This window comes from Methylocystis sp. Sn-Cys, assembly GCF_016745395.1.
Classification (GTDB): Bacteria; Pseudomonadota; Alphaproteobacteria; order Rhizobiales; family Beijerinckiaceae; genus Methylocystis; species Methylocystis iwaonis.
The window spans coordinates 142,087-167,567 of the sequence record NZ_JAERVJ010000002.1; the positions used below are offsets into that span (position 1 = coordinate 142,087).

The following is a 25,481-nucleotide window of genomic DNA, read 5'->3' on the forward strand; positions in this document are numbered from 1 at the left end:
TTGTGCGCGCGCCACAGCGATGCAGAGCGGCCCGGAGATTCTTTCCACAAACGACATCTGAGCTTTGGCTTCTCGACAAGCCTTCGCCCAAGGGGCGAAGTGATTATTCGCGCGTGGAGCCAAACCCCGCCCGGAATGGTTAGCCGGTCCGCGGTTGGCGGCATCAGACTTCCCGAGGATTTCTTGCCTCGAAAGCCGTGAAGGCCCGCTCGATCAGGCCCTGGTCCCGGCAAACAGCGCGCCAGGGGGCGATGTGGGGCGCTTGCAGATGGCGCGCCAGGGACTCCGCGTCGGGCCATTTTTCCGAAAATCGGATCAGGCCCGGCTCGAAAATATCTTCGGCCGCATCATAGGCGATACAGCCGTCGCGCCGCCGTGTCGCCTCAACAAGGTCGCGCAAATGCGGCAGGACGTCGGCCATGTTCTGCGGCGGAAATCGCAGGATGCCGGTGACCATTACAATCATGCTTTCCTCCGTAAATGCAGCATTTGCACGCGGTAAGTTGGGAGAGCGGCCGCATGGCTGAGGTCTATACCAAAGAAGCGGACCGCATCCGGCTCGCGAAGCAGGCGATGAGCAGGCTGGAGAGGGGCTCAAAACGCAACGCCATGTGTTAGCCTATTTGCTATCGGGGACTTTTCAGGGAGCATTTCGGTTATGGAACTCGATTCCAAGCAAGTCGCCGACTACTCTGAGCGTATAGAAGAAAAAAATATGGGGATCAAAATTGATTTCAGTGCCATCACAAATTTAACCGGCTTGGTATCGGCATTAGCGCTATCTGTTTCAATATCATTCGAGGTTGGTTATTTCTATGGAATTGATATAAATATGTTTACATTATTTGCATTTAGTGAGCATGTATTATTTACACTTGAGGCAATTCCATTTGCTTTTGCGTTTTTTCTAGCTACTATTCCGAATATCATATTTCCGCATCGCTGGTTTGCGCAGAGGTTGCTTCGTGGCAGCGCAAGTGTGTTTGGCGTTCGTCGCGAACTATATGGTTCATTCGTAGTCATGTTTGTTGTCTGTTTAGTATATATTTGGTTTATATTATATTTTCTACCAAATATACTATTATTGACATTGTTTATGATAGCGTATCCTGTTGTATCTGCTGTGCTTTATTTTCGTATAAGAAAAGACTACAGACATGTCGCGTTTCTATCTCTCTCGTATGGATTTGTTGTTGTGGTGTCTTTCTTGCTCGGGCACATGATTGCCAGATCTTATGTGTCAGATGGTGGCGTGCTTCATACTATCACGCTAAAAGGGCTCGACGACGTCTCAGGCAGAATAATTCGTTCCGGAGATAAAGGGGTTTTATTTTTTGATAACTCGTCGAGACATATCAATTTCCTGAAATGGGAAAACATCGAAAAGATAAGCACCAAAATCGATTGATCATTTTCGGGCGCTCGGGAAAAGATCAACGGAAGGGCGCTTGCCGCTTGCCGCAGCATCTAAAACCCTCTTTGGGCCAAACCCTGAACATCTATTCCCGCACCCTTGAATCCGGTGCGGGAATCAGGCTTGAAAAGCCTTTAAAATCAGTCGCTTCGTTTTGGATTGGTGCCCCTGGCCGGAGTCGAACCAGCACTCCTTGCGGAACTCGATTTTGAGTCGAGCGCGTCTACCAATTCCGCCACAGGGGCCCGTCGCGGCCGGTTGTGAATCGACCCAGCGAGCGGCGCGGATATTAGCGAGGCGCCGCGCTGCGTCAACCCGGCGCTCTCCTTCTTTGGCCAAAGTTTTCGTGCTAAGCGCTGCCGGCAGGCGTAAGACGGCCTTCGGCCCGACCTCACGAGGCAAAATGAAAAAGCTTTACGACTGGACAATGTCGCTGGCCGCCAGCAAGCACGCGCCCTTTGCGCTGGGGGCGATCGCCTTTGCGGAAAGCTCTTTCTTCCCGGTGCCGCCGGATGTCATCCTCGTGCCGATGACCCTCGCCGAGCCTAAGAAGGCCTGGTATTTCGCCTTGCTCTGCACCATCGCCTCGGTCGCGGGCGGGGCGCTCGGCTACGCTTTCGGCGCGCTCTTCTACGACACCATCGGCCTGTGGCTCATCAATCTCTATGGCTACACCGAGAAGATGGAGAGCCTGCGCGCCTTTTACGCCCAGTGGGGGGCGATCTTCATTCTGGTGAAGGGCCTGACGCCCATTCCCTACAAGCTGGTGACGATCGTCTCGGGGCTGCTCGCCTATAATTTCCCGCTGTTCATCGGATTGTCGCTCATCACCCGCGGCGCGCGGTTTTTCATTCTGGCGGCGGCGATCAACCATTTCGGCGACGCCATCCGCGCGAAGCTCGAGAGCCACTTCGGCCTTTTCGTCAGTGTGATGGCGGCGATCGTCGTCGGCGGCTTCGCCCTCGCGGCGAAGATGTTTTGATTTTTCTGGTTCGCGCCCCGAGCCCCTCACCTGACCTCTCCCCGCAAGCGGGGAGAGGAATTAGAACGGCGCCGGCGCGGCTCCTCTCCCCGCGCGCGGGGAGAGGCTGGGTGAGGGGCCAGGGGATTGTCCCGAATGAACCTCGATAGAAGACAGGCTCTGGCCGCAGTCATTTTCGCCGCCTCCGTCGCAACCATCGGCGGCGCGTGGCTTTACGAATCCCTCGGCTATCTGCCCTGCGAGCTTTGCTACAAGGAGCGCATTCCCTATTACGCGGCCTTTGCGCTGGCGCCGCTGGCGGGCTTCGCCGCGCGGGCGGGCAGGGCGGGGCTTGCGCGCGGCGCCTTTCTGCTGCTCGCCTTGCTCTTTGCCGGCGACGCCGCGCTTTCGATCTACCACTCCGGCGTCGAGTGGAAGATTTTTGCCGGTCCTTCGGATTGCTCCGGCGCGGTTAATCAAGCGGGCTCCATGGCGGATTTCATGAAGCAGCTTCAGACCGTGAAGGTCGTGCGCTGCGACGAGCCCTCGCTCTATGTGCTGGGGCTGACGCTGGCGAATTGGAATGTGCTGGTTACCGCGGCGCTGGCGGCAGCGGCGGCCTTCGCCGCTTGGGCGAAACGCACGCCCGCGACCAAGGTGTGACTTTAGTTCCAGCCTTCTGACGGGCTTCGCCTTACACCGGCCTCGATAGCAATCGAACCGGGAGGCGTTCCCATGAAAAAATTGACATTCCTGCAAATCGTCGCGGCGACAGGCCTGTGGCTATCCGCCAGCGTCCCCGCTCAAGCGGCGGGCCTCGATGATGGGCAGATTTTAGGGATCTACATCCAGGTCAACAGCTTCGACATCGAGTCCGCGTTGCTCGCGCGCGCTCAGGGGGCGTCGGCCGCGCTCCGCAAGCTTGCCGCTCATGTTGCCGCGGACCATATCGGCGTACGCAAAGCCGCTTATGATCTCGCCCAAAAATGCGGTGTCACCCCCACGACGCCGGCTGAGCGCGTTGCGGCGGCGAGCGATCATGCGGCGGCGATGCAGAGACTCGCGGCGCTGCAAGGCGCTGAATTCGACAAGGCCTATTTGCGCCATGAAGAGGCCTTTCACGCAGGCGCCATCGACGCGGCAAAAAAGCTGCTCGAGCCGGCGGCGAGCTGTGCGGAGCTGCGCGCCCATCTGCACGAAATTTTGCCGGCCTTCGAGGGGCATCTTTCGCAAACGCGCGCGATGGCGCGTGAATTTGGCGCCCGCTAAACGGGCCGCTGCAGAGAGCCGAAGGGGACCCGCAATCATGTGTGAAAGAAGGTCGTTCGCCGCTGTGTCGACGCGAGAGTCCGAAGCCGACTATGATCGGCGGATGACTTTTCCTTCCCTTCGGCTCTTTCCATCGCTCGGCGAATTATCCGCCGAAGGACGCAAGCTCTTGGGCGCGTCGGTGCGCCATATCTCCTGCGCTGGCGGCGCACAGCTTGTCGCCCGCGGCGATATGGTGGCGGGCGCCTATCTGGTCGAGCGCGGCGCGCTGCGGATCTATTACGTCAACGCGGAAGGCCGGGAGGGGACGCTGTATTGGGTGGACCCCGGCCAATCCTGCATATTGGCGATCAGTTGCGTGTTCTCGCGTCATCCCTATCCGGCCTGGGTGGAGAGTGAAGGGGAGACGGAAATCAGCATCGTCCCCGGCGACGTCTATCGCCGCCTCTTGACGCTCGAACCGGCCGTTCAAGCATTTACATTCGACGCTCTCTCCAGCCGCATTGTCGAGCTGATGGCGCTGATGGAAGAGACGGCGTCGCAGGGTGTGGAAGCCCGCGTCGCCGCCTTCCTCCTGCGTCGTTCGAAAGGCGAAGCCAATGTCGAGGTGACTCAAGAGCAGGTCGCGCGTCATCTTTCGACCTCGAGAGAGGTTGTGTCGCGGGTTCTGCGGGGGCTGGCCGCGCGCGGATTGGTCGAGACGATGCAGGGCCGTATAACGCTCCTCGATCTCGATGGTTTGCAGAGTTTAACGAGCTGATCCGGGGCCGCGGTTCATCCGATGATTCGCGCGCTGCGCGGCCAGCTCCTGTCGTTCTTCGCCGCGCTGACGATGGCCTCTGCGATCTTCCCGCCGCCGATGGACGAGGGCTCGATCGAACCGGCGTAATCTGTGGGCGCACTGCAGATGAGACGCAGGTCGAGGATGGTCAGCCCATGCTCGACGCCGATGCGGATGATCGCGTCGTTGAAAGGCGTCAGCGCGATCTCGGCGATGCGCTGAAACGCCGGCTCGGTAAAATTGCCGGAATAGACGGTGCAGATCGTCGTGTGGCGGTCGATCTGCAGGCAAGGGCGCAGCATGTCGCGATAGGCGGCCTCGAAACGGCGCGCCGCGGCGCCGATCAACTCGATGGCCTCGGCGCTGGTCGTCACCGGCGCGCCCAGAATATCGGCCTGCTGCAAGACGTCATTGCCGCCGATGCTCAGAATGAGGCGGTCGGCGTCGGCCGGAAGCCGCGCGAGCTGCGCGGCCACATCGGCCATCGTCGCGCCGTCGACGGCGGCGAGCGTCGCGCGCCACCCGATAGGGATGCGCTTCCTCACCTGAGAAATCACCGCCGGCGCGCCGGCCGTATAGGCGCCGTTGTCGAAGATCGAGTCGCCGAGAAGAACGAGATGCGACATGCGATCCGCCGCCGTGGTTACTCCGCCGCCTCCTGCGCCGCCAGCCGCGCCCTTGCGCGCAGCTTCTCCGTCTCGCTCTTCAACTGGCCGCAGGCGGCGAGAATGTCGCGGCCGCGCGGCGTGCGCACGGGGCTGGCGTAGCCAGCATTGAAGACGATGTCCGAGAAGCGCTCGATCGTCTCCCAATCGGAGCATTCATATGGCGCGCCCGGCCAGGGATTGAAGGGTATGAGATTGATCTTGGCCGGAACGCCCTTCAAGAGCCGCACCAGCTCGCGCGCTTCCGCCGGGCTGTCGTTGACGCCCTTCAGCATCACATATTCGAAGGTGATGCGCCTGGCGTTGCTGACGCCGGGATAGTCGCGGCAGGCCTGCAGCAGCTCCTTGATCGGATATTTTTTGTTGATCGGCACGAGCACATTACGCAGATCGTCACGAACCGCGTGCAGCGATATGGCCAGCGCCGGGCCGCAATCGGCGCCGAGCCGCTCGATCTGCGGCACGACGCCCGAGGTCGAGACGGTGATGCGGCGCTTGCTGAGCGAGAGCCCGTCGCCGTCCGCCATCACGTCGATCGCGGCCATGACATTGTCGATATTGTAGAGCGGCTCGCCCATCCCCATGAAGACGATATTGGAGACCGCGCGCACGCCTTCGCCCATGGGAACGAGGCCGTCGGTCGGGCGCTCGCGGTCGGGGAAATCGCCGAGCCGCTGGCGCGCGACGAGAAGCTGGCCGACGATCTCCGCGGTCGTCAGATTACGCACGAGCTTTTGCGTGCCGGTGTGGCAGAAGCTGCAATTGAGCGTGCAGCCGACTTGGGAGGAAACGCAAAGCGTGCCCCGGTCGCTCTCGGGGATATAGACGCACTCGACTTCCGCGCCCTTGTCGAGCGCGTCGACAGGCTGCATCCGCAGCAGCCATTTGCGCGTGCCGTCGACCGAAATCTGCTCCTCGACGATCTGCGGCAGGCGCAGCTCGAAGGCGGCGTCGAGCGTCTGGCGCAGGGTCTTGGAGACGTTCAGCATCTCGCCGAAGTCCCGCGCCCCGCGGAAATAGACCCAGTGCCAGATTTGCGAGACGCGCATGCGGATTTCGCGCTCGGGCAGGCCCAGCGCGCGCAGGGCGTCGCCGATTTCGGCGCGCGTCATGCCGGCAAGCGAGGGCTTTTCGGCGACGATGGTCTGTGAGAAAGTCATTTTCTACCTTTGGCTGGCCCCGCTTGTCGAGCTCGGGCGGCCGGCATTTCAAGTTTCCAATCTTCCAGATGCGCTTTTTTGGGCGATTTATCCAGAGAAAGAAAAGGCCGCCACTCTGTCTCCCCGAAAAATCCTGATCGCGACATTTGGTTCGCTCGGCGATCTGCATCCCTTTGTCGCGCTTGCGCATGCCCTGGCGCGCGAGGGCTTCGCGCCGGTCATCGCGACCAGCGCGGCCTATGCCGATTATATCCAGGGCGAGGGGATCGCCTTCGCGCCCATCCGGCCCGACGCCGACGATCTGACGGCTCGGCTCGGCATGGATATGGGCGAGATTGCCCGCAAAATGTCGGAGGACGACAAGTTCCTGTTCGACTCGCTGATTTTCCCGCATCTTCGGGAGAGCTACGAGGATCTCCTCCTGGCGAGCGAGGGCGCCGTCGCGGTTGTCTCGCACAGCCTCGCCTTCGCCGCGCGGATTGCGGCGGAGCGGCGCGGCCTGCCGCTCGTCACGGCGCTGCTCTCGCCGATGATGCTCTATTCGGCTTATGATCCGCCGCTCGGCTCGCGTATGCCGCTGCGCAGCGCCCCGGCCTGGCCGATCGAGATTGTCTATAACCGCTTCCTGCTCTGGTCGCTTTCCCACGCCATCGCGCTTTGGGCCGAGCCCTTGCGCCGGTTGCGTCGGGACGTCGGGCTCGACCCGCGCTATGGGCTCGATCTGCTGCTCGGCGTGAAATCCAGCGACGCTGTCGTCGGCCTGTTCAGTCCGCTGCTGGCGCCGCCGCAGCCCGATCACGGGCGGCGGACCTTGATTGCCGGGCATACGTTCCATGACCGCTATCTCGAAGGCGGGCGGCTGTCGCCGGCGCTTGCCGCGTTTCTCGACGCTGGCGAAGCGCCGATTGTTTTCACGCTGGGGAGCTTCGTCGTTCGGGCGCGATGCGACTTCTATCGCGATTGCATCGACGCCGCCCGCCGGCTCGGGCGGCGCGCCGTGCTGCTCGCGCATGAGGACGACGTCGCGGAGCTTGCCGGCGATCTGGGCGCGGATATTCACGTCTCCTCCTATGCGCCGCATTCGCTGGTCTTCCCGCGGGCGCGCGCGGTCGTCCACCATGGCGGCATCGGCACGACAGGGCAGGCGCTGCGCGCCGGACGGCCGCAGTTGGTGACGCCGTTTCTCGGCGACCAGTTCGACAATGCCGAGCGGCTGCAAAGGCTCGGCGTCGCCCGCGTGCTGGACGGCAAGACGGCGACGGCGCAGGCGTTGTATGAAGAGCTCGCGGCCTTCGATGCGGGCTATGAGGCTCGGGCCTCCGCCATGGCCGAGGAGGCCAGGCGCGAGGACGGGGCGGCGCTGGCGGCGCTGCGGATCGCAGCGCTTATCGCCCAGCGCACGTTGGCGCAGGAGGAGGCATTGGCATGAGAAAACGCGTTGCATTTTTTGTGGCTTTTTACCTCGCCCTCGGCGCGGGGAGCCTGCAAGCGCTGGCGGATGAGGGGCGCCGGATGAAGCCCGGCGAAACTTTCAGCGTCTCCAATAAGGAAAACCCCTCGACGGGATATGTTTGGAGCATCGATGCAAGCGCGAGCGCGGGGCTCGATCTTCTCGCTATTTCAGATGGCGGCCACAAGGCCGGAAAGAGCCTCCCCGGCGCGCCGGGAACGCATAGCTGGACAATTCGGGCGCTCGAGCCGGGAACGGCGACGATCCAGTTCGTTTATAAGCGTCCCTGGGAGCCGGCTCCGGCCGAGACCCGGCGGATTGTTTTCAAGATTTCACCCTAGCAGGAGCTGCAGCGCTCAGCCGCGGCGGGGCAACGGAAACGCCCCGTCGTCGTAAAGTGGGCGGATCTCGCGCCCGAAATAATGCACGTCATTCACTTCCAGCGAGCAGCCGCTGAGGGTCTGGGGCGAGAGTTCCTCGACGGCGAAACGGATCGCCTCCGCCGCCACCGTGAATTTCCGGTAGACCAAGGATTTCTGCTTTCGCTGCGTGTTCTTCGCGTAATAGAGCGAGGCTTCCGACGCATAATCCGCTGCATCCATTTCCGCCTCCAAAGCAGTTGCTCTACGTTAAGCTTAAGGCATGTCCCGCTGAAGAGACGCTTCGACAACGACGCGCTCCTGGCCATCCCTTTCGGACCGGACGCGGTACTGCAGTCCCTGTCCGCCATCCGGAAGATGGCGCGTCACGCGGAACAGGCTACGCTCCGACGACGCGCCGATCCGGTGGGAGACGAGCGTCCCTACATCGAACTTGTGGGTCGCAGTGGCCGTTGCTTTGGCGCTTCGAAAGCGTTCGCGCGCGCCGATGCCGATATAGTCGCTCATGTTCGCGCTCTCGGTGGTTTGTGGTTATTTCTTCTTGCTGAGGTCACGGGATTTCAACTTCTCGACCGTGGCCCATGGCGAGTCGCTCGCTGGGAGTGGCGCGCTGGCGGATTTGTCTTTTTTCGGCTTTTTCGCTTCGCGATTGCCGCGGCGTTGCTCTTTGGACATGGCCGTTACGCCTTGGTGTTGAGAGCGATTTTACTGGGAGAGCGGCGAACACAGTCGCCGCTCTCCGAACCCCTCACCATCGGGCCGCCGGTACATCCGCGGTCGGCCTAAAGGCGTGAGATAGCTCAGCTCTGGAGTTGAAGCTGGTCAGCGGAAAACTTGCCGCTGCGCTTGTCGACGAAAAGCTCGTAGCCGACCTTCTGCCCCTCGACGAGCGAGGGGAGGCCGGCGCGCTCGATCGCGGTGACGTGAACGAACACGTCGGGACCTCCGGCGTCAGGCTGGATAAAGCCGAAACCCTTGTTCGCATTGAACCACTTGACGACGCCAACTTGCATGAGATGTCCTTTCCAGGAGCAGTTGCGCGGGGCGAAGGGTCGCCGCCGCAGTTAATCAAAGTTCTGGAGAGGAGGTCACAAGCCGACTTGCCAGGGGCAAGAGAGAAAGTACGAACGTCCGGCCGAAACCCGATGGTATCAACATAATCCTATCTTCTGGAATTACAATCGTTGTCTTCGAGAAATATTTCGGTGAGGTAATATCTGTGTTCAAAATTTCCTTTTCGACGCCTGTTCAGCTAAGCTTCAGCGCTGCGCCCCGGGAAGATTTTCGCTGCGATCATGCTAGCCCCCATTCTTGCGCGGAATTACGCGCCTGATACGAGATCCGCTTGATTGGTTCGGTGTTGATCATGCCGCTCGCAAAAAGAGCGATCGGAATTACCGCCGTCATTGCGAGGAGGCGGAGCCGACGAAGCAATCCAGCGCCGCATTGCTGCCCTGGATTGCTTCGCTTCGCTCGCAATGACGGGCCTGAGCAAAACCGGCTCTGGGTTCCCGGTCGGGCTTTCAGCCTTTCAAACGAAAATGGTATCACGTTGCGAAGTTAGAGGTTCTCGCGCACATGCCTGTTTTGATGTTCTGGCGCCCTTTCACTCCCTAAAGCCGGAAGCCATCGCGCGCCGCCCTGGCGGTTCAGGATCACTCGAGCACGCGATCCATGATCGTCTCGAACGCCGTTTGTGGCAGGAGCCTTTTCGCGAGCAACACGGCGCGCTGGTAGGCGGGACCAATGAAGTAATATCCCTTGGGATTACGGCTCTCTAATATCTCCTGGACCAGCGCGGCGACGGGCTCGGGCGTGGTCATGTTCTTCATGAACTTATCTGCGTTTTTCATGAAGCGGCTGAACCGCTCGGCATAGGCGCCGTCTTGCATCGAGTCCGAAACGACGATGTTTTCGGACATTCCCGTCCGGAAAAAACCCGGCGAAATATTCGTGACCCGTACGCCGAATGGCGCAAGTTCGCGTCGTAGACTTTCGGTCACGCCTTGCACGGCATATTTCGACGCGGCGTAATGACCGCCAAACTGCGTGCCGATCGAGCCGGCGAAGGAGCCTATATTGATAATAGAGCCCTTCCGCGCCCGCAGGGCGGGCAGCGCCGCCCGACACACTCTCAGCGTGCCGAAATAATTGATCTCCATGATCTCGCGACCTTCGGTCATCGGAACGTCCTCGACCGAACCGCGTAAATTGACAGCCGCATTATTGACGATGGCGTCGATGCGACCGCATGTGGCCAATATATGCGCGACGCCTTTCTCGACCGCCTCGTCATCCGCGATGTCCATTCGCAACACGTCATAACGCTCAGCGGCGGGCGCAGAGCGCGACGCCCCGAACACGCGCCAGCCCGCGCCGGCGAGACGCTCGGCGCAACATTTTCCGATCCCGGAGGAAGCGCCAGTAACCAATACGACTCTGGAGTCTTGGGTCGTGGAAGTCATAGAGAAGAAATCTTTCCGTAGTAGCGTTCGGGAAGAACGCCAAGATGAAGTCTGATACAACGGATAAGCGAGTATTCTTACCGCGAGCGGTGCAATAATGGGGCTTTGTGTCGAGATCGCGGCTATGTCTTGATCGCGATGTCGGTTTCACAGCATGGAATGCAGTGGCTTGATATATTGTACTACTATCACAACATCATAATGTTTCCTGTAATTCTGGAGCTAGATTCCTTAGACATGAGATAAATGTCCAAATCAGCAGGTTGTCGCAGCCCGTAAAAATATTCTTCCCTCGGAAAAGACGAAGATGATTGTCGCGGGATTCATTTCCCAAGCGAAGGCTGCTTAACCGCGCGCGGCGTTCACTCCCGCCGCCCCGCCTTCATCGCATCTTCCAGCCGCATGGTCGCCGAGCCGGGCTTGGCCGGCTTCTGCTGGCTCTCGTGGGGCGCCCAGCCGGAAATCCACACGATTTCGAAGCTCGCGCGCACCCGTCCGTCCGGGTCCGAGAAGCGCTCGGCGTAAATCTGCGCGGTGCGCGCCAGCACGTCGCGGCGCAGCGGGCGCGCGGCGCGCTTGACGAGCACATTGGCCGCGCCCATGGCGCGCAGATCCGCCATCAGCCCCAGGACCGAGTCGTAGCGCAGCGTAAAGCTGTCGATGTCGGAGACGGGCAGGGCGAAGCCGGCGCGCTGCAATAGCCCGCCCATGTCGCGCACGTCGACGAAGGGCGAGACGCGCGGGCTTGCGCCGCCGGTCAGCTCCTCCTCGGCCTGGGCCAGCGCCACGCGCAGCTCCACGAGGCTCGCCCCGCCGGGCAGACAGGCCAAAAACAGCCCATCCGGCGCGAGGATGCGGCGCACCTGGGCGAAGACGCCCGGCAAATCGTTCACCCATTGCAGGGCCATCCCCGAGACGACGAGGTCGAATGAGGCCGGCGCGAATGGCAGGGCCTCTTCGTCCGCGATGACGGCGCCGCCGAGCCGGCTCGCCCGCAACGGCGCGGCGCGGCCGCTGGCGACGATCGCTTGCGAAAAATGCTCGGCCGGCGCCCCCAAATCCAATGAACGCGGGAAGGCGCGTTTAACGGTTAGAAGCCGGTCGAGAAGGTCGTCGGCCGCCCGCGCCAGCAGGAAGTCGGGGGCGCCCTTGGCGAGCGCCCGTCGCAGCCGCGCATGCAGCAGCGCGCGATCAAAAATTTTCGGCGGAGAGCTTTGTTTTTCCATCGTGTTTTCCTAACGCCCCGCCGCCACGAAGGGGCAAGTGCGCGCCCACACGGATTTTGGCGCAGAGAGGGCTAAATAAAGGCGAAGACCGCTGTTGCATGAGCGCAACATGCAGAAAACCTTAAGGTTAAGCCCTAACCGCAAGAGGCGGAACGCTTAGACAAGGCCATAGCTGAAGCTAAAATGCAAAGCATCCGAATCTTCCGTGTCGAGCGGCCAGTCAAAGGTGAGTCCCATGCGTAGCTCGTCCCTCAAAGCCGTATTTTTCGGCGCCGCTGCGGCGCTCGGTTTCGCCATCTTGCCGCAGGCCGCTTCGGCGCGTGACACCGTCGCCTTCGCGCCCGGCGTCGAGCCAGGCACGATCGTCATCAGCGCCAGCCAGCGCAGGCTGTTTTATGTGGTGAGCCCCGGCGTCGCCATCCGCTATCCGGTCGCCGTGCCCAAGCGCGGCAAGGAATGGGCGGGCTACGCCGCCGTCGACGGCAAATATTACGAGCCGGACTGGTCGCCGCCGGCGGTCGTTCGCGCCGACCATCCCGAGCTTCCCAATCTCATCCCCGGCGGCTCGCCCCGCAATCCGATGGGCGTGGCCGCCCTGACGCTCGACCGCGGCGAGGTCGCGATACATGGCACAACGGCGAAAATGCGCGCCTCTGTCGGCACCGCCGCATCCTACGGTTGCATTCGCATGCTGAACGAGGATGTCGTCGACCTCTATTCCCGGGTCAGCGTCGGATCGCCTGTCATCATGCAGCCTTGATCCTATCCACAGGCCCAGCGCGCGGCAAAGTTGCAAAAACATTAGATAATTCAGGCGCGGAAAGTAACGGCCGGAGTTCTCCAAGGTTTTTTCTGGGGGCTCCGGCGTCTATCTGTGGAATAGGGCGTCGCGGCCATAGACGACGGAAGCCGAATCCCGCAGTCTGCGCACCAAGTTGACGCGCCAATGGCGATCGTCATGCGTTTGCGGATAGGTGGAGTATAGTGGCTCAGGCAGGTGATTCGTCTGGAGACGCCCCTGTTACTCGACGCTTCGTGATGCGTCACATTATGTTGCTGTTGGTCGCCGCGTCCTGCTGACACTCCGATGAAGGTTGGCTATGCTGATCGCTACAGAAAAAGAAATCGAACGCGCCGAACATCCAGTGGATGTCGTGGAGCAATTGGCCGCCACGAATGATTGGTCGTTCGATCGCGAAGACGATGACGAGATTTGCATTTCTGTCTCGGGCGCCTGGACCGAATATCACGTCGCCTTCACCTGGCTTCCGCATCTCGAAACGCTGCATGTGAGCTGCGCCTTCGACCTCAAGGCGCCGGAGCGGCGCCGCCGCGAAGTGATGGCGCTCGTCAACGCCATCAATGAGCAGATGTGGATCGGCCATTTCGATTTCTGGCCGCAAGAGAACGTCGCCATGCATCGCCATGGCCTGATCCTTTCCGGGGGCGCGCAGCCCTCCGCCCCGCAATGCGCGGCGCTGCTCGACAATGCGCTCTCATCCTGCGAGCGTTATTATCAGGCCTTCCAATTCGTCCTCTGGGCGGGCAAATCCGCCAAGGAAGCGCTGGAGGCCGCCAATTTCGAGACGAAGGGCGAGGCGTGAACCGGGCGCTCGAGGGTAAGACCGTCGCGCTGATCGGGGCGGGCAATATGGGGCTCGCCATGCTCGAGGGCTGGGCGGCCGAGGGGCTTGCCGGCGATCGCGTCGTGGTGGTCGATCCAAACCCTTCCGAGCGCCTGCAGGCGCTTTGCGCGGCGAAAGGCTATTTGCTCGGCGACGGCGCAGCGGTCGGCGGCGCGCGCGACGCGGTGATCCTCGCCATCAAGCCGCAAATGCTGGAGGCCGGGACGTCGGCGGCTGCGCCTTTCGTGGGGCCTCAGTCGGTCGTCGTTTCGATTCTCGCGGGCAAGCGCATCGCCGACATCGCTGGGCGCCTGCCCGCCGCCAAAGCCATCGTGCGGGCCATGCCCAATACGCCGGCCGCCATAGGGCGCGGTGTGACGGGCGCTTTTGCGAGCCTCGAGACGAGCGAGGCGCAGCGCGCCCTCTCGCATGCGCTGCTCGCCGCCGCGGGCCAGGTCGAATGGGTCGAAAACGAGCCGCTGATCGACGCGGTGACGGCTGTCTCGGGCTCCGGCCCGGCCTATGTGTTCTATCTGGTGGAATGTCTGGCCGCCGCAGGCGTCGAGGCGGGCCTGCCGGCGGATCTCGCGGCCCGACTCGCCCGCGCCACCATAGAAGGCTCCGGCGAGCTCCTGCATCGGCAGGCGGATGTTTCCGCCGAGACCTTGCGGCAGCGCGTCACCTCGCCGGGCGGCACAACGGCCGCGGCGCTCTCCGTGCTGATGGCCGAGGAGGGCCTCGCGCCCTTGATGTCTCGCGCGGTCACGGCGGCGAAAAAGCGCGCCGGCGAGCTGTCCGGCTGAGCAATCCCGCTTGCCACTCGGCGGCGGAGCAATAAATTACGCCGCAAGACAATAGACAATCGGAGAACGAAGATGAGCGTCCGAAACAGGGTGATCGACGCCGCTTTGAGGCTGGCGGCGCGCCGCGACTTCGGCGACGTCAGCCTCACCGATATCGCCCATGAGGCAGGCATCTCGCTCGCGGATCTGCGCGATCAGTTCCCCTCGAAGGGAGCGATCATCGGCGGCTTCAACCGGCGGATCGACCGCGACGTGCTGGAGGCCGTCTCGGCCCAGGATTCACACGATCCGGCGCGCGACCGGCTTTACGAGGTGCTGCGCAAGCGGCTGGAGGTGCTGGAGCCCCATCGCGACGCGCTCGCCAGCATCTTCCGCTGGTCGACGCGCGATCCGCTGACCGGCGCCGCGCTCAATCGCGAAACTCTCAATTCCATGCGCTTCATGCTGGAGGCGGCCGACATCGATTGCGACGGTCCGGTCGGCTCGTTGAAGCTGCAAGGGCTGGCGATGGCCTGGGGTAGGGTGCTCGACGCCTGGTTCCAGGACGGGTTCTCCTTCGCTTTGGAGACGCTCGACCGCGAGATCGCCCGCGGCGAGCGCTATGTCGAGCATGTCGAGGACGTCGCCCGCTTCGCGCGGCCCTTCGCCGATATGGCGAATCGGCTCTTCGAATTCGGCGGCGGAATGCGTCGCCGCCGCCATGGCCACGCCGAAGACGAATATCCCCACCATTCGGCCTAAATCGGCAGCGTCACCGTCGCCCGCAGCCCGCCCAGCGGACTGCGGTCGAGGGTGATGTCGCCGCCATGCGAGCGCGCAATGTCGCGCGCGATCGCCAGCCCAAGTCCCGAATTGCCGCTGTCCTGATTGCGCGATTCATCGAGCCTGTAGAAGGGGCGGAAGGCGTCTTCGCGCCGCTCAACCGGGATACCCGGCCCGTCGTCGTCGATATGGACGATCATCGACTCGCCGTCATTTACAAGAGAAAACGCCAACGCCTTGCCGTAGCGCTGGGCGTTGCCGACGAGATTAGCGAGCAGACGCTTGATCGCGGCCGGTCGCGCGACGACGATCGGATCGCCCTCGACATGTAGCGTGGCCGCCTCGCCGCGCCGCTCCGTGTCCGCCTTCAGTTCTTCGAGAATGGCCTTTATATCCGTCGGCGTGGAGGTCTCGCCGCCATCGCCGCGCGCGAAGGCGAGATAAGCCTCGACCATGCGCTCCATCTCATCGACGTCCTTGCGCATTTCGCTCGTTTCGTTCGCCTCGCCCATCAAGGCGAGCGAGAGCTTGAATCGCGTGATAATGGTGCGCAAATCGTGCGAGACGCCGTTGAGCATGGTGGTCCGTTGCTCGATCGCGCGTTCGACGCGGCGCTTCATCTCCACAAAGGCCGCCCCGGCCTGACGAACCTCGCGCGCGCCGCGCGGGCTGAATCGCACGTCGCGCCCCTTGCCGAACTCCTCCGCTGCATGCGCTAGCCGCAGGATCGGGCGGATCTGATTGCGCAGGAACGACGTCGCGATCGCGAGGATGATGACCGACGCGATCGCCATCCACATAAAGAAAATATAGGAGTTCGACGCATAGGCGTGGGTGCGGAAGACGAGCATCCGCAGGGTCGCGTCATTCATGGCGACACGGATTTCCAAGCGATCGCTGGAAAAGCCAGTGTTGATCCAATAGGGCTGCAGCAGCTTGCGTGACAATTCGATCGACAGCGCTTTGTCGAGCAGGGAGAAGATCGGCTTCTTGGTGAGCGGTTCGGGCAGCGGCTCCTTGGGAAGGAGAGAGAGCTCCATGTTCAGATCGAGCGCCGCGATGCGCCGAAGCTGACTATGGGCGGCGTCGTCCGGGAAGGTCTGATAGATGTCGACAATTGTCGCCACTTGCCGCGCCACTGCGCCGGAGAGGCGATAGGTCATGACCTCCCAATGCCGCTCCATATAGACATAGGCTACCGCCGACTGCAGCAGCACGACGGGGAGGATGACGATCAGCAGCGCGCGCGCGTAAAGGCCCTTCGGCATGCGCGCATGCAGCCAGTCGGCGAAACGGCGCCACGCCTGGCGCGGCGCGGAAAGAACATCGGCAATCACGAGCGACATTGGGCGCCTCTAACTCTGCATTTTCCGCGCGCGCGGCGCATCGACGACAAGCCGGTATCCCTGGCCGCGCACGGTTTGTAAATAACGCGGCGCACCGGGATCGAGCTCGATCTTGCGGCGCAAGCGGGCGATCTCGACGTCGACCGACCGCTCCGCAGCTTTGGGCTCCGACTCGCGACTGGCGAGAGTCTGGCGCGAAACGATGGCGCCGGCATGTTCGACCAGAATCTGCAGCATGTCCCGTTCGCGGGTCGTGAGCCGCACCGCCTCGCCGGCCTGCGTGGTAAGCTCGGCGCGCGCAGGATCATAGGCGAAGGGGCCGAAGCGCACGAGGGGATCGACGCTCTCGGGCCGGCGCGCGCGTCGCAAAATGCTGGCGATGCGCAGGGACAATTCGCGGGGATCGAAGGGCTTGGCGAGATAGTCGTCGACGCCCGCCTCGAGTCCCTCGACGCGATTGCGGGTCTCGTGCAGCGCCGTGAGCATGAGGATCGGCGCCGAGCGCAACGGTTCAGGCCCTTCGCGCAGCCGCGCGGCGAATTGCGTCCCACTTTCGCCGGGCATCATGCAGTCGAGCACAATGAGATCGAAGGCGAAGTCTACCAGGAGCGCGCTCGCTTCGCGCGCGTCGGCGGCGGCGCTGACGAAATAGCCTTCGCGCATCAGATAGCGTGTCAGAAGCGCGCGGATTCGGCGATCGTCGTCCACGACGAGAATATGCGCGTCCTTTGCGCCGGCGCTTGGATTTTGCGGGGAGACTGCGCGGAGCGGCGGCGAGGGGCGCATTGGCGCTCACCGTCCCTCGCGGCCGAGGTCCGGCCGGCCCAGAAGCGCGCGCACCCTCTCGCGTTCGTCCTTGTCGATCATGGCGAAAAGGAACTCCGCCGCAGCCTCGCGCGCCGGGGAGGCCAACTCCTCCATGACGCGGCGGAAGCGCTCCGATTGCAGCGCCGCCAGCTCGCGGGCAAGCTGCGCGCCGCGCGGCGTGGGGTAAAGCAGCCGCTGCCGCCGGTCGACGGCGCCGGCGCGCGCTTCCACGAAACCGGCGTCGAGAAGCTGCTTCAGAACGCGATTGAGGCTCTGCTTGGTGATTTTCAAAATATCGAGCAGCGCGGCGATGGTGAGCCCGGGCCGGCGGCTGACGAAATGCAGCACGCGATGATGCGCCCGCCCGAACCCATAATTCTCCAACAGGCGGTCGGCGTCGCCGACAAAGTCGCGATAGGCGAAGAAGAAAAGCTCCACCAGATCGAGCGCCTCGGCGTCTTCTTCCAGACGGCGCGCCGGCCGGGCGCCGCCAGGCGGGACAGGGGCGTTGGCCGTTGGGGCGATCTTTCGCTCGAGAAGCTCGCTCAAGACGCGTTTCCTTGCCAGCCTAGCGGATGGGACCGCGAGCCTTCAGGCTCGCATCTCGGATCGGAGCGAGCCTGAAGGCTCGCGGTCCTCTCGAATTTACGTCAGCTATATTGACATATTTCTGGCCGATGGCTAGTGGTTCCGTCGCGCGCCCTTGCGGCCAGCCGGGCCTTTGTCAAGGCGCCATTTCCCGGAGCTTGCCATGATTGTTCCGCCCTTCGATCAGCGCGACGGATTCATTTGGTATAACGGCGCGCTCGTCCCATGGCGCGACGCGAAACTGCATGTTCTCTCGCACGGCCTCCATTACGGCTCTTGCGTCTTCGAGGGAGAACGCGCCTATAGCGGCAAAATCTTCAAGTCGGTCGAGCACTCCGAGCGCTTCAAAAATTCGGCGCAAATTCTCGACTTCGAGATTCCTTATAGCGTCGAAGAGCTGGTCGCGGCCAAAGACGCGACGCTGAAGGCGAATAATTTCACCGACTGTTATGTTCGCCCTGTCGCCTGGCGCGGCAGCGAGATGATGGCGGTCGCCGCGCAGAATTCGACCATCCATGTCGCGATTGCGATGTGGGACTGGCCGAGCATGTTCGACATCGCCACAAAGATGAAGGGCATCAAGCTCGACATCGCCGAATATTGCCGCCCGGACCCGCGCACGGCGCCGTCCTTGGCGAAGGCCGCCGGCCTCTACATGATCTGCACCATTTCGAAGCACCGGGCCGAGCGGCGCGGCTACGCCGATGCGCTGATGCTCGACTGGCAGGGCAGGGTGGCCGAATGCACCGGCGCCAATGTCTTCTTCGTGAAGGACGGCGCGCTGCATACGCCGATCGCCGACTGCTTCCTGGACGGCATTACGCGGCGCACGGTCATCGACCTCGCCAAGCGCCGGGGCATCGAGATCATCGAGCGCCGCATCATGCCGGAAGAGATGGCGTCGTTCGACGAATGCTTCATCTGCGGCACGGGCGCCGAAGTCACCCCGGTCTCCGAGATCGGCGGAAAATACAGCTTCACGCCGGGCGCCGTCTCGCGGGCGATGGTCGAGGACTACAATAAAGAGATCCACGCCTGAGTATTCGGACCGCGAGCCTTCAGGCGCGCAATAAAAAAGCGAGCCTGAAGGCTCGCGGTCTTAAAAATGTCGCGGCGGCCTTTTGGGCCGCCGCTTTGCTTTTTAGTAAATCGTTTCGCAGTGGCAGCGCTTGCGCACCACCCGGTACTGCGTGACCGGCCGATAGGAGACCGTATTGTACGTGCGGTAAGTCGTCACCGGCACGTAATGCGTGCGGACATAAGGCCGATAGACCGTCCGCGGCACGACATAGGCGCGCTCATAGGTCCGGCCGTAGGAATAGCCGGCGTTCCGATAGACGTCGGCGGCGCTGTAGGCTGCGCGACGATAGGCGCCGCCGCCATAGCCGCCGGCCGGATATTGGTAGCCGCCCTGGTAATAGCCCTGGTCGTAACCGACCGCGCCATCGTAACCGCCCTGGTAGCCGCCATTGTAACCGCTATAGGCGTAGCTCGGCCCCGGCGCATAGGCGCCGCCGAAGAAGGGCGTCGCGAAGTCCTGTGCGACGGCGTTGCTCGCGGCGAGACCCCCCGCGGCTGCGCCGGCCAGAGCAAGCGACCGGACAATCGAAATAAAACGCATGTTACTCACCCCCTGATGCGACGCGACATTCGCGTCATTGAAACTCATTACTCGGCTGCATGGCGAGCAGCTTTTCGGGCGCCGCGCGGATTGTTGTCCGGCAGGTAAAAGATGTGCTGAGAAGGACGGTAAACCGAATAGGGCGCGTAGCCCGTCGGACCGTAGGTCGGCTCGCTGTAGTCCCCCGGCGGGCGGATCGAATAGAGGCGGCTATAGCCGTCGTCGCCATAGAAGACGCCGCCGCCGCCGTAAAAGCCGCCATCGCGCCGGCGGTAGTCGTTGTAGGTGTAATTGAAGACGTTGGCCGAGGGGCCGGGAACGATCGCCACGCCATCGCCGCCATAACCGCCGCCGTAGCCGCCGCCGAAATAGCCGAAGGGCCCTCGCGTGAAGCCGCGCCAGTTGCCGCCGTTCCAGCCGGCCGCGCCGGTGTTGCCCTGGCCGGGCGCATAGGCGTTCGCGCCATAGCCCGGGAGAGGACCGGGTGCGCCACGATGGCCGCCAAAACCGCCGGCGCCGAAACCGCCATGTCCGCCGCCAACATGTCCGCCGCCGAAGCCGCCACCCTGGGCAAGCGGCGCGCCGGGGAGCAGCATGAGCGCTCCCGCAAGGGCGGCGGCCTGAAATCCTGAAATGAAACGCATGACAGGCGCCCTTTCGTGTCGGATCGGAGCGGTTGTGGGCTTTTGCGCCGCAACTGTCCGAAATTGGCGCGCCTCGGCGGCGCGCCTTCCACTCAGGGCAAATAGCGTTCCGGCCGCGAAGGTAAGCTCCCTGCGCGGTCGGCGAGGATCAGCGGCCGATGCCCGCCTTGATCGCGTGGCCGGCAAGCGTCTTGCCGAGCGACCAGACGGCGGAAGGCGCGTCATGGGCGTCCGCAATCACCGCGTCGAAGGCGCTTTCGATCCAGTCGCAATCGGCGTCGGTCAGCGTCAGCGGCGGCAGCAATTTGATCGTGTGGTTGCCGTGGCCGGCGACCTGCGTCAGCACCTTGTGGTCGCGGAACAGCGGGATGGAGATGAGCTGGCAGAAGAGGCCGGAGTTGACGGTCTCGAGCAGGTTCCACGCCGCTTTCAGCTTGAGGGATTTCGGCGGGCCGAATTCGACGCCGACCATCAGTCCTTTGCCGCGCGCGTCGCAGACGAGCTCATAGCCTTCCGCCATCTTGCGGAACGATGCGAGCAGGCGCTCGCCTTTCGCCGCGGCGTTTTCGACAATGCGCTCGTTCTTGATCACATCGAGCGTCGCGACGCCCGCCGCCATGGCGAGGTCGTTCTTGCTGAACGTCGAGCCATGCACGACGGCGCGGTCCATGCGATCGAAAACCTTGTCGAAGACCCATTTGCGCGTGAGCACGGCGCCGACCGGCACATGGCCGCCCGAAAGCGCCTTGGCGACGACGACCATGTCGGGCTCCACCCCCGCATAATGGTCGATCGCAAAGAATTTGCCGGTGCGGCCGATGCCGGTCTGTATTTCATCGGCGACGAACAGCGTTCCATATTTACGGCAAAGCGCCTGCACGCCCGCGAGATAATCGTCGGCGGGAATGTTGACGCCCTTGCCCTGGATCGGCTCGACGAAGAACGCCGCGACATCGCGTCCGGCCAGCGCCTGCTCCAGCGCGGCGAGATCGTCGAAGGGGATTTCCCGCGCATTCGGCAACAGCGGTCCGAAGCCCTTCTTGAATATCTCGTCGCCATTCATCGACAACGAGCCGTAGGTCAGACCGTGGAAGGAATGCGCGCAGTGGAGAATTCCGGGACGCCCCGTGGCGGCGCGCGCGAATTTGATCGCGGCTTCGATCGACTCCGCGCCCGAGTTGGCGAAGAAGACTTTCTCGAGATAAGGCGCGCGCTCGATGAGTTTCTCGGCGAGTATGCCGGCGAGCGTCGACACGTCGAGCTGGACGAGATTGGCGAACTCGCCGTCGATGACGCTGACGAGGGCGTCGCGCACGGCCGGATGGTTGCGGCCGATTGCAAACACGCCCCAGCCGCTCAGAAGATCGATATAGCGGTCGCCTTTGCGGTCCCACAGATAGGGACCGAGGCCGCGCGTGAAGCCGACGTCGTAGCCGATCGTCTTGAGCACCCGCACCCACATTTCATTGAGATATTTGGAGTGCAGCGAGAAGCGTTCGTCTTCGCGCGCGGCGACCATCGCCGCGAGATCATAAGGGGAGGCGTCGCGCGCGTGTGCGCCTTGCGCAGCAGAAACGCCCGAATGCGCAGTCGAAAGATCGGTCATGCGGCGGCTCCAAGATGGGTGAAGGGGGCGGGGATCGCCTTGTTCGACAAGTCCGCGCAGCTTTCGATTGCGCGCGACGGCGGATTTGTCAAATCCTCGTAAACGCGGCCGCCGGCCCGGGCGCGGCGGGGGCGCATGGCGTCGCCGCGAAGCTGTTGCGCTGCAGCGGCCGGCTAGGACATCTACAGCAAAGAAGAAAATCAAATCAAATCGAATTGCGCGCGCCCGGCATTGAGCGCTGGCAAAGATCAAACAATTGCCCTCTTCGCGTGTATCCACAAGGTTTTGCGCTCTCGGTCAAATTCTTTGGTTGGACGCCACGTCGTCAATGCTATCTTTACCTCAGTGATTCATTTGGCACGCAGCGATTCGAGATTTTTATAGCTCGCAGACTGCGCCGGTCGAATGCTCTGGATCAGCACGGGGAGTTGGTCGCTTGGGAGCGAAGGTGACTTTTGCAGACGAGTTGGGCGCTGCGCCCGCCGCCGAGGGCGAAGAGGCTCTCGATCTTATCGAAGTTGCCGGGCGCATCAAATGGTTCGACGTCGCCAAGGGCTATGGCTTCGTTGTGCCGGACGACGGTTCGCCCGATATTCTTTTACACGTGACCATTCTGCGCCGCAGCGGCCATCAGACCGCTTTCGAGGGCGCGCGCGTGGTCTGCGAGGCGCAAAGACGCACGAAGGGCCTACAGGTCTTCCGCGTGATTGCGATGGACGAAACCACGGCCGTGCATCCGGCTCAGTCCCCCGCCGCCCGCACACATGTCCAGATCAAGGCCACGAGCGGCTATGAAATCGCCATCGTGAAGTGGTTCAACCGCGTAAAGGGATTCGGCTTCCTTACGCGCGGCGAAGGCACGGAGGACATTTTCCTCCATATGGAGACGGTGCGACGCTTCGGCATGACCGAACTCAAGCCCGGCGACAGCGTGCTGGTGCGTTACGGCGACGGTCCGAAGGGGCTGATGGCCGCCGAGGTGCGCCCGCTCGAAGCCAAGAATCCCTCCCACTGAAAAGCGGCGCATCGGCCGATAACCCCTCAGCCGAGCGCCCTGTCGATCGGAGTGCGCATATGGCGCGTGGATCTGCCGTGGTGAGACGTTTTGCTGTCCTGCCCATCTTCCGAGCGTTGTTTCCCGCACTCGTCCTCTGCCTGGCGATGGCGGGCGCAAGAGCGGAGGCCGCGCTGGAGCGGCTGGAAATTATCACCGAGAGCGGCGCGCATGAATTTCAGGTCGAACTCGCCGACAAGCCGAGCGAGCGCTCCAAGGGCCTGATGTATCGCAAATCCATGCCCCAGAATCAGGGCATGCTTTTCGACTTCCATGTCGAAGGGCCGGTCATGATGTGGATGAAGAACACTTATATTCCGCTGGACATGATCTTCGTGTCGCGGCAGGGGTTGGTGACGCGTGTCGCGGCGAATACCGTTCCCATGTCGGAAGAGGTCATCTCGTCGGACGGCCCCGCCTATGCCGTGATCGAGCTCAACGCCGGCGTCGCAGAGAAGATCGGCCTGAAAACAGGCGACCAGATTCGGCATCGGGCCTTCAAACGCTAACGGGCTTTCGACGCGCGACCCCCGCCTTGTGGGGGAGGGCGCCGCGTGATAGCGAAGGGAAGGCTTTTCGTCGGATCGTCGGGGTATAGCGCAGCCTGGTAGCGCGGAAGTTTTGGGTACTTCAGGTCGCAGGTTCGAATCCTGCTGCCCCGACCAGCATTCAGCCGGGACCGAGAGCCTTCCGGCTCGCAGGATCAAAGCGCGAGCCGGAAGGCTCGCGGTCCTGGCCAAAAGGTCGCATAACTGAAAAGTTCGGGTTGCAAATTGTCTTCGGCCGATTACGAAGGAAGCGACGGCTTGCGCCTGAAACGCGGCAATTGAGACGAGGGCGGCGCCCGCCGCCGCTCCAAATGAAGCAAGAGGTTGAGATGACGGCTCGCATCTATCGCCAATCGCCGAGCGTGACGCAGTCGGGACCGGGCTCCGCCAAGCCCTGGCGTCTGGTTTTCGACCCCGAGCTGCCGCGCTCGATCGAGCCGCTCATGGGCTGGACCAGCTCCGCCGACATGAAGCAGCAAATTCGCCTGCGTTTCGAGACCAAGGAAGAAGCGATCGCTTACGCCGAGCGCGAGGGAATTCCCTATCGGGTAGAAGAGCCCAAGCCCGAGACGGCCTCGCGCCGCACCGTGACCTATTCGGATAATTTCAGAACCAATCGTATTGGTTTGTGGACGCATTGACCTCGAATTCCAAGGCCCCGTAGCTCAGCCGGATAGAGCAACTGCCTTCTAAGCAGTAGGTCGCAGGTTCGAATCCTGCCGGGGTCGCCAGATTCGACATATTTATGTAGCAGGTTGCCTGTCCAAGGGCGGCTTGACCTATTCAGAAAACCGTTTCGCCGCCGGCGGAGCGGCAAGCTTACACTGATGGCTCCGTAGCTCAGCCGGATAGAGCAACTGCCTTCGAAGCAGTGGGTCGCAGGTTCGAATCCTGCCGGGGTCGCCAATGTGGGCGCGACAAGGGAACGGGAACGGCGCAGATGCGGCTCCATCGACCAATTTTCGCTGTCTTCGCGGCGCTTCTCGCCACCGGGCTCTCCAGCCAGGCCGAGGCGGGGCTGCTGGATTTCCTTTTCGGCTCCGATCCCGAGCCCGTGCAGATGGCGCCGCAGCGCGCCCCGGATTCCGCGCGGCGGCGCGCCAAGGTGCAGGGCGACTTGCGTTTCGGCCAACCGAAGGAAGGGAGCGGCTTCGCGTCGACAAACGCCGGCGGTTTTTGCGTGCGCACCTGCGACGGTTATTTTTTCCCGCTGATCAAATCGACCCGCGCGTCGCGCCAGCAATCCTGCGAGCTCGCCTGCCCGTCGGCTCAGGTGGAGATATATGACGGCGGTTCGATCGAGACGGCGCGTAATTCCAAGGGTCAGCGCTATTCGGCCCTGCCTGCCGCCTTCGCTTTCCGGGACAAGGCGAACAGCAGTTGCGTCTGTAACGATCCGAGCACCTCGCAAGCGTTTTTCGAAAAGACCGCCCGGGAAGATCCGACCTTGCAGAGCGGCGACATATTGGTGGAGGAGACCGGCGCCTTCGTCTATCGCAGCGATAAGTTTGTACCGCTGCGCAACGCTTCTTTCATGTCCTCGGCCGTGCGCGATCGGCTGCGCGCCATGCTGCGGCGAACCGCCAGCATGAAAGCGGCCCCCGCCCAGGCCGCGACCAGTGGGCCGACCGGCGAGATCAGCTTCGGTAAGGACGACAGGACCGGCAGCACGACGCGGTAAATCAGCAAGACGGGCGTGTGTTCAATTCGCCGACGACAGCGTTTGTCCAAGACCGGAGAACAGGAAAACGGTATAGATCAGTCTTCGCCCTGGGCCAGCAGGGCCGGCCAGCCGCCTGCCCAACTAGAACGAAGCCCCGCATGAAGGCCCCAAAGAAATCATCCGCCGACAAGGCGAAGAAAAAGCCTCCCGGAGCGCCGCGCATGCAATATGGCGCGTTGCCTTGGCGTGTCGACGCAAAGAAGGGCGTCGAAATATTGCTTGCGACGTCGCGCGACACCAGGCGCTGGATCATCCCCAAGGGCTGGCCGATGAAGGGGCGTAAGCCGCATATCGTCGCCGCCATCGAGGCGCAGCAGGAGGCGGGCCTGCACGGCAAGATCGAGAAGACAAAGCTCGGAGAATATCACTATCCGAAGCGGCTCAAGTCGGGCTCCGCCGTCGAGTGCCTCGTCGAAGTGTTCCCACTGCGGGTCGAATTGCAGCGCAAGAAATGGCCGGAAAAGTCGGAGCGCGCGACCTATTGGTTTCCTTACGCCCTGGCGGCCGAGCAGGTGGACGAACCGGAGTTGCGAGAGATCATACTGGCCTTCGGAAAGTCGACCGTTCTTTGACGACGCTCGTC

General features: G+C 62.5%; 31 protein-coding genes and 4 tRNA genes. 20 read left to right on the top strand and 15 right to left on the bottom strand.

Going from position 1 to position 25,481, the window contains the following annotated elements; genetic code table 11:
* Positions 1-163 precede the first annotated feature (163 nt).
* Positions 164-466, bottom strand: a complete 303-nt coding sequence (locus JJT62_RS05405) for a putative quinol monooxygenase (RefSeq protein ID WP_202071687.1) — start codon at positions 464-466, stop codon at positions 164-166.
* Between the two features lie 192 nt (positions 467-658).
* On the opposite strand from JJT62_RS05405, the gene JJT62_RS05410 reads away from it, so the two are divergent.
* Entirely contained in the window at positions 659-1,408 is a 750-nt protein-coding gene (locus JJT62_RS05410) for a hypothetical protein (protein WP_202071688.1), read from the top strand.
* 166 nt (positions 1,409-1,574) lie between these two features.
* Here JJT62_RS05410 and JJT62_RS05415 read toward each other — a convergent pair.
* Positions 1,575-1,659 (bottom strand) — tRNA-Leu (locus JJT62_RS05415).
* Positions 1,660-1,817: 158 nt separating this feature from the next.
* On the opposite strand from JJT62_RS05415, the gene JJT62_RS05420 reads away from it, so the two are divergent.
* From JJT62_RS05420 to JJT62_RS05435, 4 genes are all read left to right on the top strand, one after another.
* A complete protein-coding gene (locus JJT62_RS05420; RefSeq protein ID WP_202071689.1) occupies positions 1,818-2,396 on the top strand; it encodes a YqaA family protein in 579 nt (192 codons plus the stop codon).
* A 135-nt stretch (positions 2,397-2,531) separates the two neighbouring features.
* A complete protein-coding gene (locus JJT62_RS05425) occupies positions 2,532-3,038 on the top strand; it encodes a disulfide bond formation protein B (protein WP_202071690.1) in 507 nt (168 codons plus the stop codon).
* Between the two features lie 72 nt (positions 3,039-3,110).
* Positions 3,111-3,644: a DUF4142 domain-containing protein gene (locus JJT62_RS05430; RefSeq protein WP_202071691.1), complete on the top strand. Its 534-nt coding sequence runs from the start codon at positions 3,111-3,113 to the stop codon at positions 3,642-3,644.
* Between the two features lie 103 nt (positions 3,645-3,747).
* Complete coding sequence (locus tag JJT62_RS05435) at positions 3,748-4,404, top strand: Crp/Fnr family transcriptional regulator (protein WP_202071692.1); 657 nt, start codon at positions 3,748-3,750, stop codon at positions 4,402-4,404.
* Positions 4,405-4,418: 14 nt separating this feature from the next.
* Here JJT62_RS05435 and JJT62_RS05440 read toward each other — a convergent pair whose 3' ends face one another.
* Together JJT62_RS05440 and rlmN are read right to left on the bottom strand one after the other, a co-directional pair.
* Entirely contained in the window at positions 4,419-5,051 is a 633-nt protein-coding gene (locus JJT62_RS05440; RefSeq protein ID WP_202071693.1) for an SGNH/GDSL hydrolase family protein, read from the bottom strand.
* Between the two features lie 17 nt (positions 5,052-5,068).
* A complete protein-coding gene (rlmN, locus tag JJT62_RS05445) occupies positions 5,069-6,250 on the bottom strand; it encodes a 23S rRNA (adenine(2503)-C(2))-methyltransferase RlmN (protein WP_202071697.1) in 1,182 nt (393 codons plus the stop codon).
* Here rlmN and JJT62_RS05450 point away from each other — a divergent pair.
* On the top strand, positions 6,201-7,679 hold the full coding sequence (locus JJT62_RS05450) for a glycosyltransferase (protein WP_202071698.1): 1,479 nt from the start codon (positions 6,201-6,203) through the stop codon (positions 7,677-7,679). The two genes, rlmN and JJT62_RS05450, sit on opposite strands and share 50 nt — an antisense overlap.
* Positions 7,676-8,041, top strand: a complete 366-nt coding sequence (locus JJT62_RS05455) for a protease inhibitor I42 family protein (RefSeq protein ID WP_202071699.1) — start codon at positions 7,676-7,678, stop codon at positions 8,039-8,041. The genes JJT62_RS05450 and JJT62_RS05455 overlap by 4 nt, the downstream gene beginning before the upstream one ends.
* A 15-nt stretch (positions 8,042-8,056) precedes the next feature.
* Here JJT62_RS05455 and JJT62_RS05460 read toward each other — a convergent pair whose 3' ends face one another.
* From JJT62_RS05460 to JJT62_RS05480, 5 genes are all read right to left on the bottom strand, one after another.
* Complete coding sequence (locus JJT62_RS05460; protein ID WP_202071701.1) at positions 8,057-8,302, bottom strand: hypothetical protein; 246 nt, start codon at positions 8,300-8,302, stop codon at positions 8,057-8,059.
* 33 nt (positions 8,303-8,335) lie between these two features.
* Positions 8,336-8,587, bottom strand: a complete 252-nt coding sequence (locus JJT62_RS05465; RefSeq protein WP_202071702.1) for a hypothetical protein — start codon at positions 8,585-8,587, stop codon at positions 8,336-8,338.
* A 293-nt stretch (positions 8,588-8,880) separates the two neighbouring features.
* Positions 8,881-9,093 (bottom strand): cold-shock protein, encoded by a 213-nt coding sequence (locus JJT62_RS05470; RefSeq protein ID WP_202071703.1) that lies wholly within the window; start codon positions 9,091-9,093, stop codon positions 8,881-8,883.
* 642 nt (positions 9,094-9,735) lie between these two features.
* Positions 9,736-10,545, bottom strand: coding sequence for an SDR family oxidoreductase (locus JJT62_RS05475; protein WP_202071704.1), 810 nt, complete (start codon positions 10,543-10,545; stop codon positions 9,736-9,738).
* Positions 10,546-10,907: 362 nt separating this feature from the next.
* Positions 10,908-11,771, bottom strand: a complete 864-nt coding sequence (locus JJT62_RS05480) for a methyltransferase domain-containing protein (protein ID WP_202071706.1) — start codon at positions 11,769-11,771, stop codon at positions 10,908-10,910.
* Between the two features lie 235 nt (positions 11,772-12,006).
* Between JJT62_RS05480 and JJT62_RS05485 the strand changes: the two genes are divergently transcribed.
* The 4 genes from JJT62_RS05485 to JJT62_RS05500 all read left to right on the top strand — a co-directional run bounded on the left by JJT62_RS05485 (position 12,007) and on the right by JJT62_RS05500 (position 14,940).
* Positions 12,007-12,531 (top strand): L,D-transpeptidase, encoded by a 525-nt coding sequence (locus JJT62_RS05485; RefSeq protein WP_202071707.1) that lies wholly within the window; start codon positions 12,007-12,009, stop codon positions 12,529-12,531.
* 340 nt (positions 12,532-12,871) lie between these two features.
* Positions 12,872-13,375 (top strand): YbjN domain-containing protein, encoded by a 504-nt coding sequence (locus JJT62_RS05490; protein ID WP_202071709.1) that lies wholly within the window; start codon positions 12,872-12,874, stop codon positions 13,373-13,375.
* Positions 13,372-14,199: a pyrroline-5-carboxylate reductase gene (gene proC / locus JJT62_RS05495; RefSeq protein WP_202071710.1), complete on the top strand. Its 828-nt coding sequence runs from the start codon at positions 13,372-13,374 to the stop codon at positions 14,197-14,199. Before JJT62_RS05490 ends, proC begins: the two co-directional genes overlap by 4 nt.
* 72 nt (positions 14,200-14,271) lie before the next feature.
* Complete coding sequence (locus tag JJT62_RS05500; protein ID WP_202071711.1) at positions 14,272-14,940, top strand: helix-turn-helix domain-containing protein; 669 nt, start codon at positions 14,272-14,274, stop codon at positions 14,938-14,940.
* On the opposite strand, the gene JJT62_RS05505 is transcribed toward JJT62_RS05500, so the two are convergent.
* Genes JJT62_RS05505 through JJT62_RS05515 form a run of 3 tightly spaced genes read right to left on the bottom strand, consistent with a single transcriptional unit; the run spans position 14,937 to position 17,663 of the window.
* Positions 14,937-16,307 carry an ATP-binding protein gene (locus JJT62_RS05505; protein WP_202071713.1) on the bottom strand — a complete coding sequence of 457 codons (1,371 nt, stop codon included), beginning with the start codon at positions 16,305-16,307 and terminating at the stop codon, positions 14,937-14,939. The genes JJT62_RS05500 and JJT62_RS05505 overlap by 4 nt on opposite strands.
* Before the next feature lie 9 nt (positions 16,308-16,316).
* Positions 16,317-17,093, bottom strand: a complete 777-nt coding sequence (locus JJT62_RS05510) for a response regulator (RefSeq protein ID WP_202071715.1) — start codon at positions 17,091-17,093, stop codon at positions 16,317-16,319.
* A gap of 6 nt (positions 17,094-17,099) precedes the next feature.
* A complete protein-coding gene (locus tag JJT62_RS05515) occupies positions 17,100-17,663 on the bottom strand; it encodes a MarR family transcriptional regulator (protein WP_210340580.1) in 564 nt (187 codons plus the stop codon).
* Between the two features lie 202 nt (positions 17,664-17,865).
* Here JJT62_RS05515 and JJT62_RS05520 point away from each other — a divergent pair, with 202 nt between their 5' ends.
* Positions 17,866-18,741 (top strand): branched-chain amino acid aminotransferase, encoded by an 876-nt coding sequence (locus JJT62_RS05520; RefSeq protein ID WP_202071716.1) that lies wholly within the window; start codon positions 17,866-17,868, stop codon positions 18,739-18,741.
* A gap of 102 nt (positions 18,742-18,843) precedes the next feature.
* On the opposite strand, the gene JJT62_RS05525 is transcribed toward JJT62_RS05520, so the two are convergent.
* The 3 genes from JJT62_RS05525 to JJT62_RS05535 form a co-directional block, all read right to left on the bottom strand.
* The gene (locus JJT62_RS05525) at positions 18,844-19,323 is read right to left on the bottom strand and encodes a hypothetical protein (RefSeq protein WP_202071717.1); all 480 of its coding nucleotides are present in this window, start codon (positions 19,321-19,323) and stop codon (positions 18,844-18,846) included.
* Positions 19,324-19,370: 47 nt separating this feature from the next.
* Positions 19,371-19,967, bottom strand: coding sequence for a hypothetical protein (locus JJT62_RS05530; protein ID WP_202071718.1), 597 nt, complete (start codon positions 19,965-19,967; stop codon positions 19,371-19,373).
* A gap of 148 nt (positions 19,968-20,115) precedes the next feature.
* Complete coding sequence (locus JJT62_RS05535; protein ID WP_202071719.1) at positions 20,116-21,573, bottom strand: aspartate aminotransferase family protein; 1,458 nt, start codon at positions 21,571-21,573, stop codon at positions 20,116-20,118.
* A gap of 436 nt (positions 21,574-22,009) precedes the next feature.
* Between JJT62_RS05535 and JJT62_RS05540 the strand changes: the two genes are divergently transcribed.
* The 8 genes from JJT62_RS05540 (at position 22,010) to JJT62_RS05575 (ending at position 25,470) form a co-directional block, all read left to right on the top strand.
* A complete protein-coding gene (locus JJT62_RS05540) occupies positions 22,010-22,588 on the top strand; it encodes a cold-shock protein (protein ID WP_202071720.1) in 579 nt (192 codons plus the stop codon).
* Between the two features lie 59 nt (positions 22,589-22,647).
* Positions 22,648-23,136, top strand: a complete 489-nt coding sequence (locus JJT62_RS05545) for a DUF192 domain-containing protein (protein ID WP_202071721.1) — start codon at positions 22,648-22,650, stop codon at positions 23,134-23,136.
* 79 nt (positions 23,137-23,215) lie between these two features.
* Positions 23,216-23,292, top strand: a tRNA-Pro gene (locus JJT62_RS05550).
* A 212-nt stretch (positions 23,293-23,504) separates the two neighbouring features.
* On the top strand, positions 23,505-23,816 hold the full coding sequence (locus JJT62_RS05555) for an ETC complex I subunit (RefSeq protein WP_202071722.1): 312 nt from the start codon (positions 23,505-23,507) through the stop codon (positions 23,814-23,816).
* Positions 23,817-23,829: 13 nt separating this feature from the next.
* Positions 23,830-23,906 (top strand) — tRNA-Arg (locus JJT62_RS05560).
* Positions 23,907-24,004: 98 nt separating this feature from the next.
* Positions 24,005-24,081: transfer RNA gene (locus tag JJT62_RS05565), tRNA-Arg, on the top strand.
* A gap of 34 nt (positions 24,082-24,115) precedes the next feature.
* Positions 24,116-24,856 (top strand): DUF2865 domain-containing protein, encoded by a 741-nt coding sequence (locus JJT62_RS05570; RefSeq protein ID WP_202071723.1) that lies wholly within the window; start codon positions 24,116-24,118, stop codon positions 24,854-24,856.
* 140 nt (positions 24,857-24,996) lie between these two features.
* Entirely contained in the window at positions 24,997-25,470 is a 474-nt protein-coding gene (locus JJT62_RS05575; RefSeq protein ID WP_246744734.1) for an NUDIX hydrolase, read from the top strand.
* Positions 25,471-25,481: the final 11 nt, after the last annotated feature.

Bases quoted from the DNA above. Each gene is read 5' to 3' on its own strand.
- JJT62_RS05405 (WP_202071687.1), bottom strand. From the start codon at position 466: ATGATTGTAATGGTCACCGGCATCCTGCGATTTCCGCCGCAGAACATG.
- JJT62_RS05410 (WP_202071688.1), top strand. From the start codon at position 659: ATGGAACTCGATTCCAAGCAAGTCGCCGACTACTCTGAGCGTATAGAA.
- JJT62_RS05420 (WP_202071689.1), top strand. From the start codon at position 1,818: ATGAAAAAGCTTTACGACTGGACAATGTCGCTGGCCGCCAGCAAGCAC.
- JJT62_RS05425 (WP_202071690.1), top strand. From the start codon at position 2,532: ATGAACCTCGATAGAAGACAGGCTCTGGCCGCAGTCATTTTCGCCGCC.
- JJT62_RS05430 (WP_202071691.1), top strand. From the start codon at position 3,111: ATGAAAAAATTGACATTCCTGCAAATCGTCGCGGCGACAGGCCTGTGG.
- JJT62_RS05435 (WP_202071692.1), top strand. From the start codon at position 3,748: ATGACTTTTCCTTCCCTTCGGCTCTTTCCATCGCTCGGCGAATTATCC.
- JJT62_RS05440 (WP_202071693.1), bottom strand. From the start codon at position 5,051: ATGTCGCATCTCGTTCTTCTCGGCGACTCGATCTTCGACAACGGCGCC.
- JJT62_RS05450 (WP_202071698.1), top strand. From the start codon at position 6,201: ATGCCGGCAAGCGAGGGCTTTTCGGCGACGATGGTCTGTGAGAAAGTC.
- rlmN (WP_202071697.1), bottom strand. From the start codon at position 6,250: ATGACTTTCTCACAGACCATCGTCGCCGAAAAGCCCTCGCTTGCCGGC.
- JJT62_RS05455 (WP_202071699.1), top strand. From the start codon at position 7,676: ATGAGAAAACGCGTTGCATTTTTTGTGGCTTTTTACCTCGCCCTCGGC.
- JJT62_RS05460 (WP_202071701.1), bottom strand. From the start codon at position 8,302: ATGGATGCAGCGGATTATGCGTCGGAAGCCTCGCTCTATTACGCGAAG.
- JJT62_RS05465 (WP_202071702.1), bottom strand. From the start codon at position 8,587: ATGAGCGACTATATCGGCATCGGCGCGCGCGAACGCTTTCGAAGCGCC.
- JJT62_RS05470 (WP_202071703.1), bottom strand. From the start codon at position 9,093: ATGCAAGTTGGCGTCGTCAAGTGGTTCAATGCGAACAAGGGTTTCGGC.
- JJT62_RS05475 (WP_202071704.1), bottom strand. From the start codon at position 10,545: ATGACTTCCACGACCCAAGACTCCAGAGTCGTATTGGTTACTGGCGCT.
- JJT62_RS05480 (WP_202071706.1), bottom strand. From the start codon at position 11,771: ATGGAAAAACAAAGCTCTCCGCCGAAAATTTTTGATCGCGCGCTGCTG.
- JJT62_RS05485 (WP_202071707.1), top strand. From the start codon at position 12,007: ATGCGTAGCTCGTCCCTCAAAGCCGTATTTTTCGGCGCCGCTGCGGCG.
- JJT62_RS05490 (WP_202071709.1), top strand. From the start codon at position 12,872: ATGCTGATCGCTACAGAAAAAGAAATCGAACGCGCCGAACATCCAGTG.
- JJT62_RS05500 (WP_202071711.1), top strand. From the start codon at position 14,272: ATGAGCGTCCGAAACAGGGTGATCGACGCCGCTTTGAGGCTGGCGGCG.
- JJT62_RS05505 (WP_202071713.1), bottom strand. From the start codon at position 16,307: ATGTCGCTCGTGATTGCCGATGTTCTTTCCGCGCCGCGCCAGGCGTGG.
- JJT62_RS05510 (WP_202071715.1), bottom strand. From the start codon at position 17,093: ATGCGCCCCTCGCCGCCGCTCCGCGCAGTCTCCCCGCAAAATCCAAGC.
- JJT62_RS05520 (WP_202071716.1), top strand. From the start codon at position 17,866: ATGATTGTTCCGCCCTTCGATCAGCGCGACGGATTCATTTGGTATAAC.
- JJT62_RS05525 (WP_202071717.1), bottom strand. From the start codon at position 19,323: ATGCGTTTTATTTCGATTGTCCGGTCGCTTGCTCTGGCCGGCGCAGCC.
- JJT62_RS05530 (WP_202071718.1), bottom strand. From the start codon at position 19,967: ATGCGTTTCATTTCAGGATTTCAGGCCGCCGCCCTTGCGGGAGCGCTC.
- JJT62_RS05535 (WP_202071719.1), bottom strand. From the start codon at position 21,573: ATGACCGATCTTTCGACTGCGCATTCGGGCGTTTCTGCTGCGCAAGGC.
- JJT62_RS05545 (WP_202071721.1), top strand. From the start codon at position 22,648: ATGGCGCGTGGATCTGCCGTGGTGAGACGTTTTGCTGTCCTGCCCATC.
- JJT62_RS05555 (WP_202071722.1), top strand. From the start codon at position 23,505: ATGACGGCTCGCATCTATCGCCAATCGCCGAGCGTGACGCAGTCGGGA.
- JJT62_RS05570 (WP_202071723.1), top strand. From the start codon at position 24,116: ATGCGGCTCCATCGACCAATTTTCGCTGTCTTCGCGGCGCTTCTCGCC.
- JJT62_RS05575 (WP_246744734.1), top strand. From the start codon at position 24,997: ATGAAGGCCCCAAAGAAATCATCCGCCGACAAGGCGAAGAAAAAGCCT.